14 protein-coding genes are annotated in these 16723 nt (G+C 61.3%); 6 read left to right on the top strand and 8 right to left on the bottom strand.

Going from position 1 to position 16723, the window contains the following annotated elements:
* Nucleotides 1-127: 127 nt before the first annotated feature.
* The 5 genes from AB3X94_RS10885 (at nt 128) to AB3X94_RS10865 (ending at nt 9539) form a co-directional block, all read left to right on the top strand.
* Entirely contained in the window at nt 128-433 is a 306-nt protein-coding gene (locus tag AB3X94_RS10885) for a hypothetical protein (protein ID WP_368611512.1), read from the top strand.
* Between the two features lie 109 nt (nt 434-542).
* Nucleotides 543-5927, top strand: coding sequence for an AAA family ATPase (locus tag AB3X94_RS10880; RefSeq protein WP_368611511.1), 5385 nt, complete (start codon nt 543-545; stop codon nt 5925-5927).
* A gap of 90 nt (nt 5928-6017) precedes the next feature.
* Nucleotides 6018-8450, top strand: a complete 2433-nt coding sequence (locus AB3X94_RS10875) for a PAS domain-containing protein (RefSeq protein ID WP_368611510.1) — start codon at nt 6018-6020, stop codon at nt 8448-8450.
* An 11-nt stretch (nt 8451-8461) separates the two neighbouring features.
* Entirely contained in the window at nt 8462-8833 is a 372-nt protein-coding gene (locus AB3X94_RS10870; RefSeq protein WP_176106258.1) for a response regulator, read from the top strand.
* A gap of 31 nt (nt 8834-8864) precedes the next feature.
* Entirely contained in the window at nt 8865-9539 is a 675-nt protein-coding gene (locus tag AB3X94_RS10865) for a response regulator transcription factor (RefSeq protein ID WP_368611703.1), read from the top strand.
* A gap of 1 nt (nt 9540) precedes the next feature.
* On the opposite strand, the gene AB3X94_RS10860 is transcribed toward AB3X94_RS10865, so the two are convergent.
* From AB3X94_RS10860 to AB3X94_RS10830, 7 genes are read right to left on the bottom strand one after another with little or no spacing between them, the layout of a single operon-like run.
* Nucleotides 9541-11040 carry an MdtP family multidrug efflux transporter outer membrane subunit gene (locus tag AB3X94_RS10860; protein WP_368611509.1) on the bottom strand — a complete coding sequence of 500 codons (1500 nt, stop codon included), beginning with the start codon at nt 11038-11040 and terminating at the stop codon, nt 9541-9543.
* Nucleotides 11037-13103: an FUSC family protein gene (locus AB3X94_RS10855; protein WP_368611508.1), complete on the bottom strand. Its 2067-nt coding sequence runs from the start codon at nt 13101-13103 to the stop codon at nt 11037-11039. The genes AB3X94_RS10860 and AB3X94_RS10855 overlap by 4 nt, the downstream gene beginning before the upstream one ends.
* Nucleotides 13104-13113: 10 nt before the next feature.
* Entirely contained in the window at nt 13114-14139 is a 1026-nt protein-coding gene (gene mdtN / locus AB3X94_RS10850; protein ID WP_368611507.1) for a multidrug transporter subunit MdtN, read from the bottom strand.
* Between the two features lie 42 nt (nt 14140-14181).
* On the bottom strand, nt 14182-14454 hold the full coding sequence (locus AB3X94_RS10845; RefSeq protein ID WP_368611506.1) for a YtcA family lipoprotein: 273 nt from the start codon (nt 14452-14454) through the stop codon (nt 14182-14184).
* Nucleotides 14451-14933, bottom strand: coding sequence for a hypothetical protein (locus AB3X94_RS10840; RefSeq protein ID WP_368611505.1), 483 nt, complete (start codon nt 14931-14933; stop codon nt 14451-14453). Before AB3X94_RS10840 ends, AB3X94_RS10845 begins: the two co-directional genes overlap by 4 nt.
* On the bottom strand, nt 14933-15175 hold the full coding sequence (locus AB3X94_RS10835) for a hypothetical protein (protein ID WP_368611504.1): 243 nt from the start codon (nt 15173-15175) through the stop codon (nt 14933-14935). The genes AB3X94_RS10840 and AB3X94_RS10835 overlap by 1 nt, the downstream gene beginning before the upstream one ends.
* A gap of 49 nt (nt 15176-15224) precedes the next feature.
* Nucleotides 15225-15755: a lecithin retinol acyltransferase family protein gene (locus AB3X94_RS10830; RefSeq protein WP_368611503.1), complete on the bottom strand. Its 531-nt coding sequence runs from the start codon at nt 15753-15755 to the stop codon at nt 15225-15227.
* 258 nt (nt 15756-16013) lie between these two features.
* Here AB3X94_RS10830 and AB3X94_RS10825 point away from each other — a divergent pair, with 258 nt between their 5' ends.
* On the top strand, nt 16014-16403 hold the full coding sequence (locus AB3X94_RS10825; protein WP_368611502.1) for a potassium channel family protein: 390 nt from the start codon (nt 16014-16016) through the stop codon (nt 16401-16403).
* A 57-nt stretch (nt 16404-16460) separates the two neighbouring features.
* On the opposite strand, the gene AB3X94_RS10820 is transcribed toward AB3X94_RS10825, so the two are convergent.
* Nucleotides 16461-16715, bottom strand: a complete 255-nt coding sequence (locus tag AB3X94_RS10820) for a hypothetical protein (RefSeq protein WP_176120413.1) — start codon at nt 16713-16715, stop codon at nt 16461-16463.
* Nucleotides 16716-16723 lie beyond the last annotated feature (8 nt).

The following is a 16723-nucleotide window of genomic DNA, read 5'->3' as shown; positions in this document are numbered from 1 at the left end:
TGAATTTTTTCAGTGACTGCATAAGTCGCGAGACGGAGAAGCTCTACGCCAGGTGTTCTCTCGCGCAGAAGTGCCTTTATGCTTCTGCTACCATTCGAATCAACGGTCATACGGCATAACCCGACAAATGTCTGCGGACCATGACATCATCGGTAAGGTGCTCGGTCATGTGAACGAGCTGGTTGCACTGCTAAAGCCGCTTGCCCGCCACCGTCGCATGGGAGCGATGCGGCAGCGTGCCGCTAAGGCGAACCGTTCTGGCGACGTTGCGCTGCGCACAAAAGCGGAATCTATTCGAACACTGAGCGGGCAAGTCACTCGCGCAGGCGATGCCGTCTATCGCCCTCTTATTGCGGTGCCCGAGCTGCAAAACACGGAAACCATGACTTTGGCCTCCGTCACGAAAGCGATTCCTCCAGAGCATGTCATCTGAGCCTCGGTCCCACTCGATTGCAGATAGCAGCCAGGTCTTATGGGAGGATGGCGAGCGAATCTTCTCGCGCGCATCGCGCTTGAGCCCGGATGGCGCGCCGACTTCGGTCATGGAGTTGCGACCTTTGGCTACCGGCTGCTCGCCCGCGAGCCTCGAACGCCTGGCTCACGAATACGAACTGAAGGAAGAGCTTTCCGGCGATTGGGCCGTACGGCCGCTCGAACTAGTGTCTGAGGGCGGTCAGGCCGTGCTGGTTCTGGAGGATTCGGGCGCCGTTCCGCTCGACCGGCTGATAGGCACTCCCATTCGACTGGAACGCTTCCTGCAGTTCGCCATTGACATCGTCACTGCTTTGGGCAAGGCTCATCAGCGCGGCCTCATCCACAAGGACATCAAGCCGGCGCATATCCTGGTGAACGACGCAACGGGCGAGGTTAGGCTCACCGGCTTCGGCATCGCCTCGCGACTCCCGCGCGAACGCCAGAGCCCGGAACATCCCGAATTGATTGCGGGAACCCTCGCGTACATGGCGCCCGAGCAGACCGGCCGGATGAACCGGTCGATCGATTCGCGCAGCGATCTCTACGCGCTCGGGGTCACGTTGTACGAGATGTTGACCGGAACCCTTCCATTCACTGCGCTGGATCCCCTGGAATGGGTGCACTGCCACATCGCGCGACAGCCCGCTGCGCCGGATGAGCGCGTCTCAGGCATTCCTGCCCCGCTCTCGGCCATCGTAATGAAACTGCTGTCGAAACCCGCCGAGGATCGCTATCAAACCGCGGCCGGCCTCGCGTGGGACCTCAGAAAATGTCTGGCTGAATGGCAAGCCGCTCATCGGATCGATCCTTTCCCGCTCGGAACGCACGATACAACGCGACAGCTTTTGATCCCCGAGAAGCTCTACGGGCGCTGCAGTGAAATCGCGACGCTTCTGGCTGCATTCGAGCGCGTTGCGGTGCAAGGCACGCGCGAGCTGGTCCTCGTATCCGGCTACTCAGGAATTGGAAAATCCTCCGTCGTCAATGAGTTGCACAAGGTGATCGTGCTGCCCCGGGGTATCTTCATCTCGGGAAAATTCGACCTGCGCATGAGAGACATCCCATACTCAACATTGGCGCAAGCATTTGCCGAACTGATCCGACAAATTCTGAACGGCCAGGATGCCGAAATTGCGAGCTGGCGCGATGCGATCGCAGAAGCCGTTGGCCAACTCGGGCGATTGCTGACCGATCTGATTCCCGAACTCGCGAGCTTGATCGGGCCCCAGCCTCCCGTTCCCATACTCTCGCCACTGGAAACCCAGTTGAGGTTCCAATCCGTCTTTCAAAAGTTCGTTGGCGTGTTCGCGCGCGCCGAGCATCCGCTCGTGATTTTCCTGGACGATCTGCAGTGGCTCGATCCGGCCACATTAACCGTGGTCGAATATTTGATCACCCATGCGGACACGCACCACTTGCTATTGATCGGCGCGTATCGCGACAACGAAGTCGCGACCGGGCATCCGCTGATGGATATGCTCGGTTCGATTCGCAAGGCCGGGACCATGGTGCATGAGATCGTACTCGGCCCGCTCTCGCCGGAGGACTTCGGCGAACTGCTTTGCGACGCTTTCAGATGCACGCGCGAGCAAGCCCTGCCTCTAGCCAGACTGCTGCACCGGAAAACCGGCGGCAATCCATTCTTCGCGGGCCAGTTATTGACGAATCTCGTTGAGGAAGGCCTTCTCGAGTTCGAGCCTGATTCAGCCTCGTGGCGGTGGAATCTCGAGTACATCGACGCGAAGGGCTTCACCGAAAACGTCGTAGAGCTGATGATCTGCAGACTGCAGAGGCTCTCGCCTCGTGCACAGGACGCGTTGAAGTTGCTGGCGTGCCTCGGCAGCCAGGCGGACTTCAGCACCCTGGCGAGCGTCTGGGGCGACTCCGAGGCCAAAGTCCTTGCGGATTTCGCCGACGCCGTCCGGGCCGGCGCGATCGTGTCCATGGACCGCAGCTTCAAGTTTCTCCATGACCGGGTGCAAGAAGCCGCCTATGCACTGATTCCGACCGAATCCCGCGCAGAGCATCACTTGCGCATTGGCCGCCTGCTTTTGTCGAAGCTCGATGAAGCGGACATTACGACCAGGATTTTTGATCTCGTGAACCAGTTGAATCATGGATCCGAGCTGATGATCGAACGGTCCGAACAACATCGCGCAGCGACCCTCAACCTCAATGCCGCGAAGAAGGCGAAGGCCTCGACCGCGTATCGTTCGGCTTGCAATTATCTCGCGGCCGCTGCGTCGCTGCTTTCGCAGCAAGGGTGGGACGACTGTTACGAGTTGACCTTCAGCGTCTGGTTCGAACGGGCCGAATGCGAGTTTCTACTCTCCCATTTCAGCGAAGCCACCCGATGGATCGATGACATATTGCTTCGAGCGCGATCGAAAATCCACCGCGCCGAGGCCTACCGGCTCAGGATGGTCCTGCAGCTGGTGAATGCCGACAATGCGTCCGCAGTCAGAACCGCTCGCGAATGTCTGGAAATGTTCGGCATCGACTTGCCAGATCATCCTACGGATGACGAATTATCCGCAGAGTACGATGCCGTCTTCATGCGCCTCGGCGCGCGCCCGATTGAAAACCTCCTTGACCTCCCGATGATGGAAGACCCCGAGATGCGAGAGGTCATGCAGATCTACCATATGCTAGGGCAGACCGCCTATTTCACCGATATGAACCTCGCCCAGACGATTGCCTGCCGAATGGTCGTCGTGACGCTGCAATACGGCACGACCGAATCGGCTGTCATCGCCTATGCGTTCATCTCCATTCTTCTAGGTCCATACTTCCACCGATACCGGGACGGCGAGGCGTTCGCCCGGTTGTCGGTCGCCGTCGCGGAGAAACATAGTTTCGCGGCTCAACAAGTGGCCGCGCACTTTTTCTTGCAAATGGCGGTTCTCTGGACGCAACCGATCGAGGTCGCATTAGGGTGCGTCGATACTGCCATGCGACATGCGCAAGAAACAGGCGAAGTCATCTATGCCAGCTTCAGCCTCGAACATCGGCTGACGGACCTTCTGGCACGCGGCTATCGCCTCGATGAGGCGTGGCTCGATTCGATCAACGCAATCGAGTTCGTGAAACGAATCCACTTCCGTCACGTGCACGATATTCTGTCCAGCATCCAACATTTCATTCAGAGGCTTCGCGGCCGCACCCGCGACCCGACGGTGATGGAGGACGCCGCGATCGATGCTCAGATCACGGAAGGCGGCATTGCCGTGGTCAACTGTTTCCACTGGATTTTGCAAATCCAGCGCCATTATCTGCTGGGCGAACCTGAGAAGGCGCTCGCGTGCGCCGACAAGGCCAAACCACTGCTTTGGTCCGGACGCTGCCACATCCAGTTCGCGAACTACTGCCTTTATCATTCCCTCACGCTCGCCGCGGTTCACGGCTCTGCATCATCTGATCGACAAGCGCAGATCAAGGCGGACATCACCGCAAATATCGAGGCGTTCGCAAGATGGGCGAAAAGCTGCCCGATCACGTTTGCGCACAAGCATCTGCTGCTGCGCGCCGAACTGGCCCGTCTGAACGGGCACGCAATGCAGGCCATGCGGTTCTATGAGCATGCAGCCCGCTCGGCAGGCGAGCAGGGATTCGTCCAGGACCAGGCACTGGCCAACGAGCTCGCTGCGCAATGCTGCTTTGCCGCTGGCCTCGAACGCGCCGCGTACGCTTATTTGCGTGAGGCGCGGGACTGCTATTCCCAATGGGGCGCGCACGGCAAGGTCGAACAACTGGATCGGCTCTACCCCTTGAGCAAACCCGAAGCCGCGCCTGTCTCACGCGTGACCATCGAGGAACGCGGCGAGCAACTGGATCTCGCGACCATCGTGAAGACGGCTCAGGCAATCTCAGGCGAAATGGTGCTCGAAAACCTGCTCAAGTCCTTGATGACGACTGCAATCGAGCATGCTGGCGCCGAACGCGGTCTGTTGATCCTTCCACAGGGCGCCCTGCTGCGCGTCGAGGCCGAAGCCACCATTCAAGGTGGCCGGGTCATCGTGCAATTGCAGCAACAGCCACCGAGACCGGTGGCCTTGCCGGACTCGCTCTTGCGCTACGTCGCAAGCACGCGTGAACCTGTCATCATTGACGATGCCTCAGCCGAAAACCGCTTCTCCGACGATCCCTATCTCCGCCAGAAATGCGCTCGCTCAGTCCTTTGTCTGCCGTTGCTCAAGCAGGCCGGGCTGATCGGTGTGCTCTACCTGGAGAACAACCTCACGCCCGGCGTCTTCGCTCCGAAGCGCATCGCCCTGCTGAAGCTGCTCGCGTCGCAGGCGGCGATCGCATTGGAAAACGCGCGCCTTTACCGTGACCTTGCAGAACGTGAAGCAAAGATCCGGCGCCTCGTCGATTCCAACATCGTCGGGATTTTGATCGGGGATCTCGAAGGTCGGATCCTCGAAGCCAATGACGCGTTCCTTCGTATGTTGGGATACGGCCATGACGATCTGCTGGTGGGGCGTCTGAGATGGAGGGACCTGACGCCGCCTGAGTGGCTCGAGCGCAGCGGTGTTGAATGGGAGAAGCTGGAGAAGACCGGGATATTGCAGCCCTACGAAAAAGAGTACTTCAGGAAGGATGGCAGCCGCGTGCCGGTGCTGGTCGGCATTGCCATGCTCGGCGAGAACGCGACTCAAGCTATCGCGTTTGTGCTCGATCTGAGCGAGCTCAAACGGGCGGAAGCTCAGGCGCGCCAGATGCAGCTCGAGCTCGCGCATGCGAACCGCGTCACTGCCATTGGGCAACTCGCAGCGTCGATCAGCCACGAAATGAAGCAGCCGATTGCTGCGACGACCATCAATGCGTCGACAGGTCTGCGCTTCCTGGGTCTCGACCCACCCAATGTCGGGGAGGCCCGCCTGGCGTTCGATCGCATCGTCCGTGACGCGCGACGTGCGGGCGAGGTGATCAAGCGGATTCATGGCCTTGTCATCAAGGCCCCTATGAGCAATGAGATCGTGGAGATCAACGAAGCGATCCGCGAGGTGATGGCGCTCACGTCCGGCGAGGCTAACCGGAACGGCGTTTCCGTGCGGCCGCGGCTTGCGGAGGATTTACCGCCCGTCAAGGGCGACCGCGTGCAAATACAGCAGGTGATCCTGAATCTCATTATCAACGCCATCGATGCAATGAGTGCGGTTGACACAGGGCCGCGCGAATTGACGATCGACACCGCGGTGATCGAGCCAGGCGTCGTCCGCGTGGCCGTGCGCGACTCCGGCCCGGGTATCGCCCCGGAGAACCTCGAGCGCCTCTTCGAGCCGTTTTATACGACCAAGGCCAGCGGAATGGGCATGGGGCTGCCGATCTGCAATTCAATCGTCGAGGCACATGGCGGCCGCCTGTGGGCGAGCAACGACCCCGACCGCGGTGCGATCTTTCAATTCACGTTGCCCATCAATCCGGCCGTTTCAGCCGCCGTTTCAACATAACCCGGCCCAAACCGACACCAAGGTATATTGACTCCCGGTTCCCAAAAGCCGATCGTTGTATCGTGAGGCACGCTGTAGAATGGGGTCGCGATGGAAAACGAACTCAGGCGTACTGTGGATGCGCTCCCCGGGTTGGTCTGGACAGCCTTTCCTGACGGCCGCATCGAGTTCGTCAATCGACGCTGGTGCGAATATACGGGGCTTTCCGTCGAGCAAGCGTCGGGCGAAGGCTGGCAGACGGCGTTCCATCCCGATGATCAGCCGGGACTGATCGAAGCCTGGCGAACCGTCCTCGCCTCCGGCGAGCGGGGCGAGGCGGAAGCGCGCATGCGTCGCTTCGATGGCGTGTATCGCTGGTTCACATGCCGAGCCAGCCCGATCACCGATGCTACCGGTCAAGCCGTAAAGTGGTGCGGGATCAACTCGGACATCGAGGACCGCAAGCAGACCGAAGCTGCGCTGCGCGCGCAGGAACAGCGCTTCGAACTGATCGTCGATGGCCTCCCCACCCGGGTCATCCTTTTCTCGCGCGACGGGGACGTCTTGCATGCCAACCGTCATACGCTCGAATTTTCCGGCTCGACCCTCGAGGAGTTACGGGGATGGAAAACCAACGGCCTGACCTATCCCGATGATCGGGCGGCGGTGATCGCCCGGTTCCGGGCGTCGATCAGCACCGGCGAGCCCTATGATGCGGAGTCGCGCCATCGCCGTGCCGATGGAGTCTACCGATGGTTCCGCGTGCAAGGCTTTCCGTTGCGCGATAACGAGGGCCGAATCGCTCTCTGGTATTTCCTTCAGACGGATATCGATGATCGCAAGCGTGCCGAGGCGCTGCTCGAGGGCGAGAATCGCCTGCTGGAGATGGTCGCGACAGGGCAGCCTTTGCCGAACGTTCTCGACGACCTATGCCGACTGGTCGAAGAGATCGCGACCGACTGCGTCTGCAGAGTCACCTTTCAAGAGACACACGACACCGCGTGCCTGCATCTGGGGTCTCCCGGTCTCCCGAAGCGTTTACTCCCTCGTGCCGGTACGCGTGCCACCTCCTCTGACTCCGGCCCGCTGGGCATGGCGGTGTCCCTCAAGGCGCAGGTGATCGTGCCCGATGTCGCGTCGGACGCGCGCTGGACCAAGGCGTGGCGCGAGCGCAGCCTCGCGCATGGATTGCGTTCCTGCTGGGCGACGCCGATCCTGTCGCGTACCGAAGAAGTGCTGGGAACGTTCACGCTGTTTCGGTCTGCTCCCGGCGATCCCACGCCTATCCAGCGCGAACTGATCGCACAGTTCACGCACATCGCGAGCATCGCCATCGAGCGGGCACATAGCATCGCTGCGCGTCAGGAGGCGGATGAGCGCTTACGCCAAAGCGCGGCGCTGATGGCCAAAGTGGAGCAGCTCAGTTCGAGCGGAAGCTTCTGCTGGCACCTTGAAACCGGCGCGTTCACATGGTCAGATCAGCTTTACCGCATCTTCGGGATCCAACCGGGGGTGCCGATTACGATAGAAACGATCGCCTCCCGCTTCCACCCTGGCGACCGCCATCTACTTGACGAAATGATCGAGCGGGCGCGAGATGGCAAAGATCTGGAGTTCGAAATCCGCCTGCTGCTGCCCGACGGCCCGGTCAGGCACATTCACATACAGGCGCACGCCACGCGCGACCCGCAAGGCTCGCTGGACTACATCGGCGCCGCGCAGGACATGACGGAGCGTCGGGCGTCCGAAGATGCGCTCCTCGCGTTGCGCGCCGAATTGGCCCATCTGAGCCGGGTCAACAGTCAAGGCGCGTTGACGGCCTCGATCGCGCACGAGATCAACCAGCCGTTGACTGGCATCGTGACCAACGCCAGCACCGGTCTGCGCATGCTGAGTGCAGAACCGCCCAATGTGGAAGGCGCGCTCGAGACGGTACGACGCACGATCCGCGACGGGCACCGCGCATCCGAGGTGATGAGACGCCTGCGCGCGCTGTTCAGCAACAAATCCATCACGACCGATACGGTCGATCTGGTCGAAGCGACTCGGGAGGTGATTGATCTGCTGCAAGGCGAGATTCGCAACAAGCGGATCGTGCTGCATCTGAAGACGGCCGACAATCTGCCGACTGTCGCCGGGGACAAGATCCAGTTCCAGCAGGTGGTGCTCAACCTGCTTGTCAACGCCGTGGAGGCGATGAATGGCGTCGACGACCGGCCACGGCAGATATTGGTGAGCATCGAGCCCGACGATGGCGACCACGTGCGGCTCTCTGTGACCGATTCGGGCGTGGGCATCGACCCGCAGCTTGCCGGCAAGCTCTTCGATCCGCTTTTTACGACGAAGCGGGAAGGCATGGGCATCGGCCTGTTCGTGAGCCGTTGCATCATCGAAAGCCTCGACGGCCGGTTGTGGGCCTCCCCGAACAAAGACCGCGGCGCCACATTTACTTTCTCCATTCCGTGTCGGGCGGACAGCGTGGCCGCCGCCGAGCGGTCCGCGCCCACAGGACAGTCCGCGCGCGCGGACGCGGAGCGACCCTAAAGGAATCTGTGATGACAGAGCGCCCGCTTATCGCGGTGGTCGACGATGACGAGTCGGTGCGCGAATCGCTGCCCGACCTGCTGCATATGTTCGGCTTCGCAACCCGGGCATTTGGGTCGGCAGAAGAATTTCTGGCCTCCGGATGCGCCGGTGAAGTGCGCTGCCTGATCCTCGACGTCGCCATGCCCGGCATGTCCGGCGAGGACCTTCAGCACGAGCTCAAGCGGCGCCGGGAAGCCATTCCGATCGTCTTCATCACGGCGCATGGGGACGAGGTGCTGCGCCCGCGCATGCTCGAACAAGGTGCCGTCGATTGTCTGCTCAAACCCTTCAGCGACACCGCCCTTCTCGGGGCGATCCAGGCCGCGCTCAAGGTCGAATGATTCACCCCGGGGCCTGTGAATGGAGTTCGAAATGATACCCGCTCGTGCAGTTGAAGCCGCCTCGAAATCGTCGTCGACGCAAGCCACGCCGGTCGTCTTCGTCGTCGATGACGATGTCTCGGTGCGTGAGTCGCTCGAAGCCATGATTCGCTTTGCTGGTCTAAGGGCAGAGACCTTTGCTTGCGCCCAGGACTTTCTCGGACGCACGCGCGCGATGGTCCCGAACTGTCTGGTGCTGGATGTCAGCCTGCCCGATCTCAGCGGCCTCGACCTGCAAAATCTGATTGCTTCCGAACGTACCGACATGCCGATCATCTTCATCACCGGCTACGGCGACGTGCCGATGACGGTGCGAGCCATGAAGGCGGGAGCGGCCGAATTTCTCACCAAGCCCTTCGACGACCAGGTGCTGCTCGACGCCATCCGGCACGCGCTCGAGCGCAGCCGCGCGGCGCTGACCGAAGAAGCCGGGATGCAGTCGATCCGTGATCGCTACGCCTCACTCAGTCGACGCGAGCGGGAGGTCATGGCGTTAGTGGTATCCGGCCTGCTGAACAAACAGGTCGGAGCCGAACTGGGCATCAGCGAGATCACAGTGAAGGTGCACCGCCGACACGTGATGCGAAAGATGGACGCGCGCTCGCTCCCCGAACTCGTCAACATCGCGGGACGACTAACCCAGAGCACGCACGGGCGTGAAGGCTAAGTCACCTTACCCGCAATTCAACAGGTGCCTCGTCGCGATAGCCTCCTCCGAGCGCTTTCGACAGCGCGATCGCCTGACTCAGGCGCTGCCCGTCGAGCTCCAGCATGGAGATGCGTTCGAGCAACACTGCCTGGCGAGCGTCCATTGCCGTCAGTCGGCTCGCAACGCCCCTTTCATAGTGAGCCTGCGCACTGGCCTCGGCGAACGACACCGCGTCGATTTTCTCTGCCTGCAGCACGGCTTCCTGGTCGAGGTCCTGAAGTCTGCTACCCGTTGCGGCTACGTCGCGCACGGCGTTCAGCACGGCCTCGTTGTACTGCGCGATGAGTGCGTTGCTCGCCGTGCGCGCGCCGCTCAGGTTGGCGTTGAGCCGGCCGCCGTCGAAGATCGGCAGATACAGACCGGGAATCAGATTGATCTGCTGACTGGCATGTGTAAAGAGGTCCGCAAGGTGCAGCGCGTTGAGGCCAAAAAACGCCTTGACGTCGAAGCTCGGATAAAACGCGGCCTTCGCGGCGTCGATACGGTCGAACGAAGACTGCACATACCAACGCAGCGCTTGCAGGTCCGGACGACGAGCAAGCAGTTCGTATGACAGTGTCGGCGGCAATGCGGACTGCTGCAGCGGCAACGCGACGGGCCTGATGTCGGAAAGATCGTCCGGACCTGCGCCAAGCAACGCACGCAGCGATTCACGAAATTGCGTGACGCTGGCGCGCGCCGCCACAAGCTGCCTTTGCGTCGCCAACAGTTGCGCACGCGCCAGCTCGGTCTGGGTGACGGGCTCCAGGCCTCGTGCGGCACGTGTCGCGTGTGCATCCACATCGAACGCTGCGACATCCTGCAACTGCGAGAGCAGATCGATCAGTTGATACGTCGTCTGGATACCATAGTAAATCTGCGCGACGTCCGTGGACATTTCGAGTTCAATGCCGGCGACTTCCGCCAGCCGAGCGTTGTGCACGCCGATCGCAGCTTCAACTTGCGCGCGCTGCTCGCCCCAGATATCGAAGTCCAGTCTCGCGCCGAGCCCAACGATGCCCTCCGTGTACCACGGCCCCGTCGCACCGATCGCAGGTTCGTTCGTCGAGTAGGCCCCGAGGAAGCCGTTCGACGACACGCGCTGACGGTCGAGCGCGGCGAGCGCCGTAACCTGCAGATTCGTCCCCGCGCGCACCAGATCGATATCCGATTTCGCCTGCGCGACGCGCGTATGCGCGATCACGATCGTCGGCGAGCTGGTAAGTGCCCGCGCGATCAACGAATCGAGTTGCGGATCGCCGTAAGCGCTCCACCATTGCCTGGCTGGCCAATCGCCTGGTTCGAGATGAATGTCGCCGCTAATGCGGATTTGTTCCGGGGCGATTACGGCATAAGGTTTTGTATCGTGCCGGATCAGCGCGCAGGCCGACAGTGTGCACGCCAATACGGCCAGTACGCCTTTGCGCAGCAAACGATACGCTAGCGGATCAGAAGAGCCGGTCGCGATTGCGGTGTTCATGTCGCGATCCCGTTGTCGAAGAACTGATGATCGCGCCATGCCGGCAGGGTCGACACCAGTCCCATCAGACGCGTCGCCCGTGCAGTCAACCGATCGTATGCACGCCTCGCTGCATCCGTGAGCAACAACGCTTCCTCATCGGAGAAAACGGGAGCCGGTGCGTGCACTGACTGCGGGCCCCCGGTCAAGTTGCTTGCGTACCCTTCCAGCGATACCGCGACCGTCGTTGCCCAGATCGCTGCGGCGCGCCGCGCACTACCCTCCCCATTCGGCTGCGACCGGCGTTCCGCTTCGAAAGCGCCCGCCGCAAGCAGGATTTCGCGGGTCTGCGCAAGCACCGTCTGGACATGGTGCTGAAAACCTTCCCGCTGCCCTTCGCCCATTTGCCAGCCAGGCTCCAGCGCGACGCGAGTGGCCATCGCCTCACAATCTGCAAGTTCAGCCCAAAGCGCATTGGGCGCCGAGATTGCGTCTTCCTGCTGTCGCAAACTGGCGGCAAGCTTGCGCAGCAGAGCGCCGACACGTTGACGCAGCGCCTCGCCTTCCGCTTCGGGCCATATCGATGCATGCACGACGGTCGATATCGCCACCCCCAGCAGAATGCCGACTATCCGGTCCCTGATCTCGGTGAGATTCGTCGTCGGTGCGAACTGACCGAGCAAGGCCAGCCCGAACGTGAACATGAGTTGGGTGCCCGCATAGCTGATCCGCTCCGATCCCGCGCTGATCCATGCACCCAGCGCAATCACCGGCAACGACATCATGAGCAGGCCGACAATGCCGTCGAGGCGCGGCACGACCCATACCACCATCGCGAGCGCGATCGCGCTGCCGAGCGCCGCACCGCCAATCCGCAGGATCCCGCGCTGACTCGTCGCGCCGAGACTTGGCTGCGCGACGATCAGCGACGACAGCATGATCGTGTGTATGCCCTGCCAACCAGTCGCCAGGTAAAAGAGGTAGCCGACCATCGCCGCTAGTAGTGTTTTCAACGCGAACTGCAGATAGACCGGGTTCGAGAACGCATCAAGGACAAGAAAACGCTGTTTTTCCCGTTCCGTTTCCGTCGAATCGGGCGCCGCCGATCTGCTGGCGAATGCGAGGAACGCTTCCCGCATCTTCTCAACCGCACCTGGCATGCCGAGGTCCACAATGTTCGTGAGCCGCTCCGGCACGGTGAAGCGCTCCCCCGTCCGAATGGCGTGGGCGAAACGCTCGCATGCGCCGCCCAGTGCATGCAGGACGCCAGCCGGGACATTCGCCATGCTTTCCGGCAAATGAGCCGCCGCGGCATACAACCGCGACACCGTTGCGACACGCGCCAGATGAAACGCCTGCCGGCGCCGGTAATTGGCGTCCCGCATCGTCGCGAACCGCAGCAGACGTTGCAGCGTCAGAGTTCCGTCTTGTATTGCTCGCGCGTTGAGTTCTACAACACCGCGCTCGCCACGCTCGAGGTGCGCGAGAGCCGAGCGCGTTACCGCAAGTTGCCCAAGCATGGCGTCTTCGAGTTGCTCTACAGGCTCCGCAGGCAGACATAACGTGTTGATCAGCAGCGTGATTGCAATCGCGTAGTTCACAGCGACCCACACCCATAGCACAATCCGTATGAGCGCCTCGGCGTGATCGGTCAGGTCCACGAACGACTGGACATAGATCACCACGATGCCGACGACAAACAAAGCAGCGCCGATTTTTGCCACCCGCATCAGGTAAGCGCTAACGAAGAACAGTGCTGCCGACAGCAGGATTCTCAGCAACGGGTAATCGAACGTCAGCTTCAGCACAAGAATCGCACTACCGATGGCCAAGGTCACACCGACCACGAACACGACGCCGACCAGACGCGTCATCACCACGTTCGACTGTGTGACATAAAACACGACGAGCAACGACAGCGCGAGAAACGGCACCTGTAACGTCATGGATATCGTAATGACGATCGCGCACGCGAATACGCAGCGCAGCATCACATTTGCACGCCCCGGTTGAGCGCGGTTCTCATCGACGAGAAAGCGGGAGAATCGCCGCAAGCCCGATGAATGTACGTCGGCTGTCGCCATCACGTGGCCCTCAACGCCTGGATGTCGCCGCGTCGCCGCGGTTGAGCGTTGCGACCGCCGAAGTACCGATGCGGAACAGCTCGGGATCGGGATTGCGCACGGCGATCTTGACCGGGAAGCGCTGCGATACATGCACCCAGTTGATGGTGCGCTGCACGCTCGGAAGACCCTGTTCCACTACGCCGCCATCGTCTGGCAGCACGCCATAGCCGACCGAATCGACCACGCCAGTGAAACGTCTGGCGGTGTCGCTCATCAGGTACACGGTCGAAGGCGTCCCTGCATGGACGCCCTTCAACTCCGTTTCCCGAAAGTTGGCGACGACATACCAATGCCGCGTATCGATCAACGTAAAAACAGGCTTCAGTGCCGATGCGAATTGCCCGACCGTCGTGCGCAGCGAGACCACCCGACCGTCGAAAGGCGCACGCACCTCCGTGAACTCGAGATTCAGCTCAGCAAGGGCAATTTGTGCCCTGACTTCCGCGCGCTGCGCGACCAGCGCATCAACGCCGCTAACTGCCGCGCTAGCCTGCTGCGCCTCGCGCATCGCGGCATTGAGTTCCGCCTGCGCGGAGCGCTGCGCAGTACGTGCGCGATCGACTTCCTCAGCGGATACATAACCCTGCGCGAGCAAGGGTTCAGTACGGCGCAGTGTGTCCTCGGCCTGATTTGCCACTGCGCGGGCCCGCTCGACGGCAGCCTGCACGGAATCCGCGTTGTATTGCTGCGCATGGACCGTACGCTGCGTCAAAACGATCTGGTTGTTGAGCGTGTCGAGCCGTGCGCGCGCCTGATCCAGCGCAGCCTGATAGGGGCGCGGGTCGATGCGCAGTAGCAGATCGCCTTGCTTGACGGCCTGATTGTCGCGTACGGGAAGCTCGATGATCCGGCCGCTGACTTCGGGAACGACGCTGATCGTGTCCGCGTACACATACGCGTCGTCGGTGGACGGTGCGTGATCGAGCCGCCACAGAACCACGACCAGCAAGCCGATGGCAATCAGCACAATCGCAGCGGCAGGAAGCTTCTTCATGTGCCGCGCAGCGCGAGCGTCGTCAGTCATTTTTGGGCCACGTCAACGGTGAAAAAACGCCAGCCAAGCGGTCATCGCGAGCAGCGCACTCAGCGCCGGATAGCTAACGGCGAGCGGTGCGAGCGCCAGGATCGCACCGCGCCGGCTCAACGCGAGGTGGACGAGAATAGTCCCCGTGATGCCAGCGACAATGCAGAATAACCAGTCCGGAAATGCTGCACCCAACAACGGAATCGATGGCGCAAGTGCGCAACCACCGAGTAGCACAGCGGGCATTGTCAGCAATGACAGACTCACAACACTCGAGCGGCTCATTGCGGGTCGTTGGCCATAGGGCGGCCTTCGCTCAATCGTTCACTGACACAGCCTCCGTCCCTCGACGCCAGGGCGAACGCCACGACACATGCGGCTTTACCAAAGCATTCGACCGTCGAGACGAGAGCAAGGGCAACACTGCGCGTGTACTCGAGAGGTAACGCCGGTGCTACGGCGAATACACTCGCTGCGCAAATGAATGCGAAGACGTGACGGGTCCAGCGCAGGTGGACGATGGCAGCGAAACCAATGAGGCAAATCAGTACCTTCGACGCTACCACAGCGAGCAGTGAGGTTGAATCGATCGACCCGCTCAGTTCCAGCGGTGCCTCAATCAGTGTCCAGCAACAGACCACAATGACTGACGCCTTGAGCAGGCGCTCCGATCTGGACGCGAGGTCGTCGGCAGCCGCCAAGACTCCCGACACGTAGTGCTCGCCGGGAACGCGCTTCGTCAAATTGCCAACGCCGTGGTTCATCACACAGACCTCCACGCGGACATGGCCGGCCGCGCCTGCGCGGGCGGATAGACATTCCACGATCCGTCGTCGTGACGGAAAAAGAAAATCGACAGCAGGCCACCGGAAAGCACCGCTTCGACACACACGCAGCGCCCATGCATACCAGCGCGGCGGACCCGCACGACATGCGCGCGCATCGCAAGCGTAGGCGCGAGCCATTTCTCGACGGCCCAGCGCAGGGTCATTTCGGTCGGGCTCATGGTGGCCTCCTTCTCGCCTTTGTCCGTATCTAACTCAAGTGAGGGGGATTCACGCGGCAGTAACCGCTGCGCGATCGGTTTTGATACGGATGCCGATGAGGGCGCTCGCGAGACACAGCAGCGCGTGGACGCCTGCGCCCGGATGTTTGAGGAATGCATGGATCTGTTCGCTGCGGCTTTCACCAACCAGACACCATGCGCAGAAGTGCTCGCAATTGTTCGTCAGCAGGCGATAGCGGTCTTCGCCGAGCCGCGAGCGGGCGCGCAGCACGGTTTGGACGCCGGAATACTTCGGGTACGGACGCCGACGCACGGCAACCGTGTGACCATCCGCGAACTCGTCGAGCGGGACTTCCTCGACGGGGCCGCGACGCACGGACTTCACGAAACCCGCGTAGTGAATGACCCTGCCGCTACCGACATAAATGCCGTGATGTTCGTAGCCGTGGCGTTTCGTGATCAGGTGGGCACCGAGAGCGGGTTCGTCATTCGAGTCGCCGAGCGCGACGTCGGTCGATGTATAGGCGGCTGCACGTTGTGCGCAGTATTCAGTGCCTGATTGGTGGCGGTTACGATTCATTGCTCAGCTCCAGGTCCTCGGGGGCAAACGGCTGACGCTACAAACGAGCCATGCCAGTGCATGAAAAAGCGGGCTCGTTTGGAGTGGCGGCTTGCGAACCAATCTAGGGCGTCCCCAACGTAGCCGCAATTACACCTTGGGGTGCAAGACACGTATTTGCTGGGATCCGAAGGTGTGACTAACACCATCGTGCAATGGCTCCCCGCTCCGCCGCGGGCCTAACCTCGCCTGGTGTACGAAGACTGTTGGAGATGATCCATGGATAAGAATCGTGGGCGTTCCGCGCCCGCCCCACTGAAGGCTGGCCATGTGTTCGAAGAATTTGCGAGGACTCTGTGGTACCTCCATGCGCCGCTTGCAGCGTTATTTGTGTTGTTTCTTGTGCTTTCGGCGGTGATGTACTACGCCGGCGGTCCAATCGAAACGGCAAGCGAAACGCCATCCTCGTTTGGGAAAGTCCTCTACTTTTGCATAATCACGGCGCTCACGATCGGTTACGGCGACGTGGTGCCCACGACCATCGTGGGCCGGATCGATTCGATACTGATCGGAGTGCAGGGCGTATTGGTGACGAGTATGGTCACAGCCGCGTTCGTGCACGCGGTTCAGGAGGCAGCGCGCCACGCCCGCGCGCAAGACGATGCCTAGGTCCTATGCGGCCGCGGCACGTCCGACATTGGCGAAAATCACGAAGCCGCTCCGGCTTCACGAAAACCAGCAGCCCACCCGGAATACGCTGCCAAGTCCAACACGCGCCCAACAGGTCGTCAGTATCGCGGCCAGAAGCATGGCCCCGACCACGAACGCGAGAATCGCGTAACCGGCCGGTGTCATAGGGCCGCCGGCAACGGCAGCCCACTGTCTGGCGCTCGTCGCGATCTGGATAATGCGTCGCACCTGGCCTGTGATGTAAGCGCTACAAAGGCGCGCCGCAATGGCGGTGAAGATTTCGCTTTTCATGATGAAGG

Source organism: Paraburkholderia sp. BR10923 (genome assembly GCF_040948765.1).
GTDB lineage: Bacteria > Pseudomonadota > Gammaproteobacteria > Burkholderiales > Burkholderiaceae > Paraburkholderia > Paraburkholderia youngii.
The sequence above is the reverse complement of the archived record's forward strand: the minus strand, read 5'-3'. Positions and strand labels throughout refer to the sequence as shown.

Bases quoted from the DNA above. Each gene is read 5' to 3' on its own strand.
- AB3X94_RS10865 (WP_368611703.1), top strand. From the start codon at position 8,865: ATGATACCCGCTCGTGCAGTTGAAGCCGCCTCGAAATCGTCGTCGACG.
- AB3X94_RS10880 (WP_368611511.1), top strand. From the start codon at position 543: ATGGAGTTGCGACCTTTGGCTACCGGCTGCTCGCCCGCGAGCCTCGAA.
- AB3X94_RS10855 (WP_368611508.1), bottom strand. From the start codon at position 13,103: ATGGCGACAGCCGACGTACATTCATCGGGCTTGCGGCGATTCTCCCGC.
- AB3X94_RS10860 (WP_368611509.1), bottom strand. From the start codon at position 11,040: ATGAACACCGCAATCGCGACCGGCTCTTCTGATCCGCTAGCGTATCGT.
- AB3X94_RS10825 (WP_368611502.1), top strand. From the start codon at position 16,014: ATGGATAAGAATCGTGGGCGTTCCGCGCCCGCCCCACTGAAGGCTGGC.
- AB3X94_RS10835 (WP_368611504.1), bottom strand. From the start codon at position 15,175: ATGAGCCCGACCGAAATGACCCTGCGCTGGGCCGTCGAGAAATGGCTC.
- mdtN (WP_368611507.1), bottom strand. From the start codon at position 14,139: ATGAAGAAGCTTCCTGCCGCTGCGATTGTGCTGATTGCCATCGGCTTG.
- AB3X94_RS10870 (WP_176106258.1), top strand. From the start codon at position 8,462: ATGACAGAGCGCCCGCTTATCGCGGTGGTCGACGATGACGAGTCGGTG.
- AB3X94_RS10885 (WP_368611512.1), top strand. From the start codon at position 128: ATGTCTGCGGACCATGACATCATCGGTAAGGTGCTCGGTCATGTGAAC.
- AB3X94_RS10875 (WP_368611510.1), top strand. From the start codon at position 6,018: ATGGAAAACGAACTCAGGCGTACTGTGGATGCGCTCCCCGGGTTGGTC.
- AB3X94_RS10820 (WP_176120413.1), bottom strand. From the start codon at position 16,715: ATGAAAAGCGAAATCTTCACCGCCATTGCGGCGCGCCTTTGTAGCGCT.
- AB3X94_RS10845 (WP_368611506.1), bottom strand. From the start codon at position 14,454: ATGAGCCGCTCGAGTGTTGTGAGTCTGTCATTGCTGACAATGCCCGCT.
- AB3X94_RS10840 (WP_368611505.1), bottom strand. From the start codon at position 14,933: ATGAACCACGGCGTTGGCAATTTGACGAAGCGCGTTCCCGGCGAGCAC.
- AB3X94_RS10830 (WP_368611503.1), bottom strand. From the start codon at position 15,755: ATGAATCGTAACCGCCACCAATCAGGCACTGAATACTGCGCACAACGT.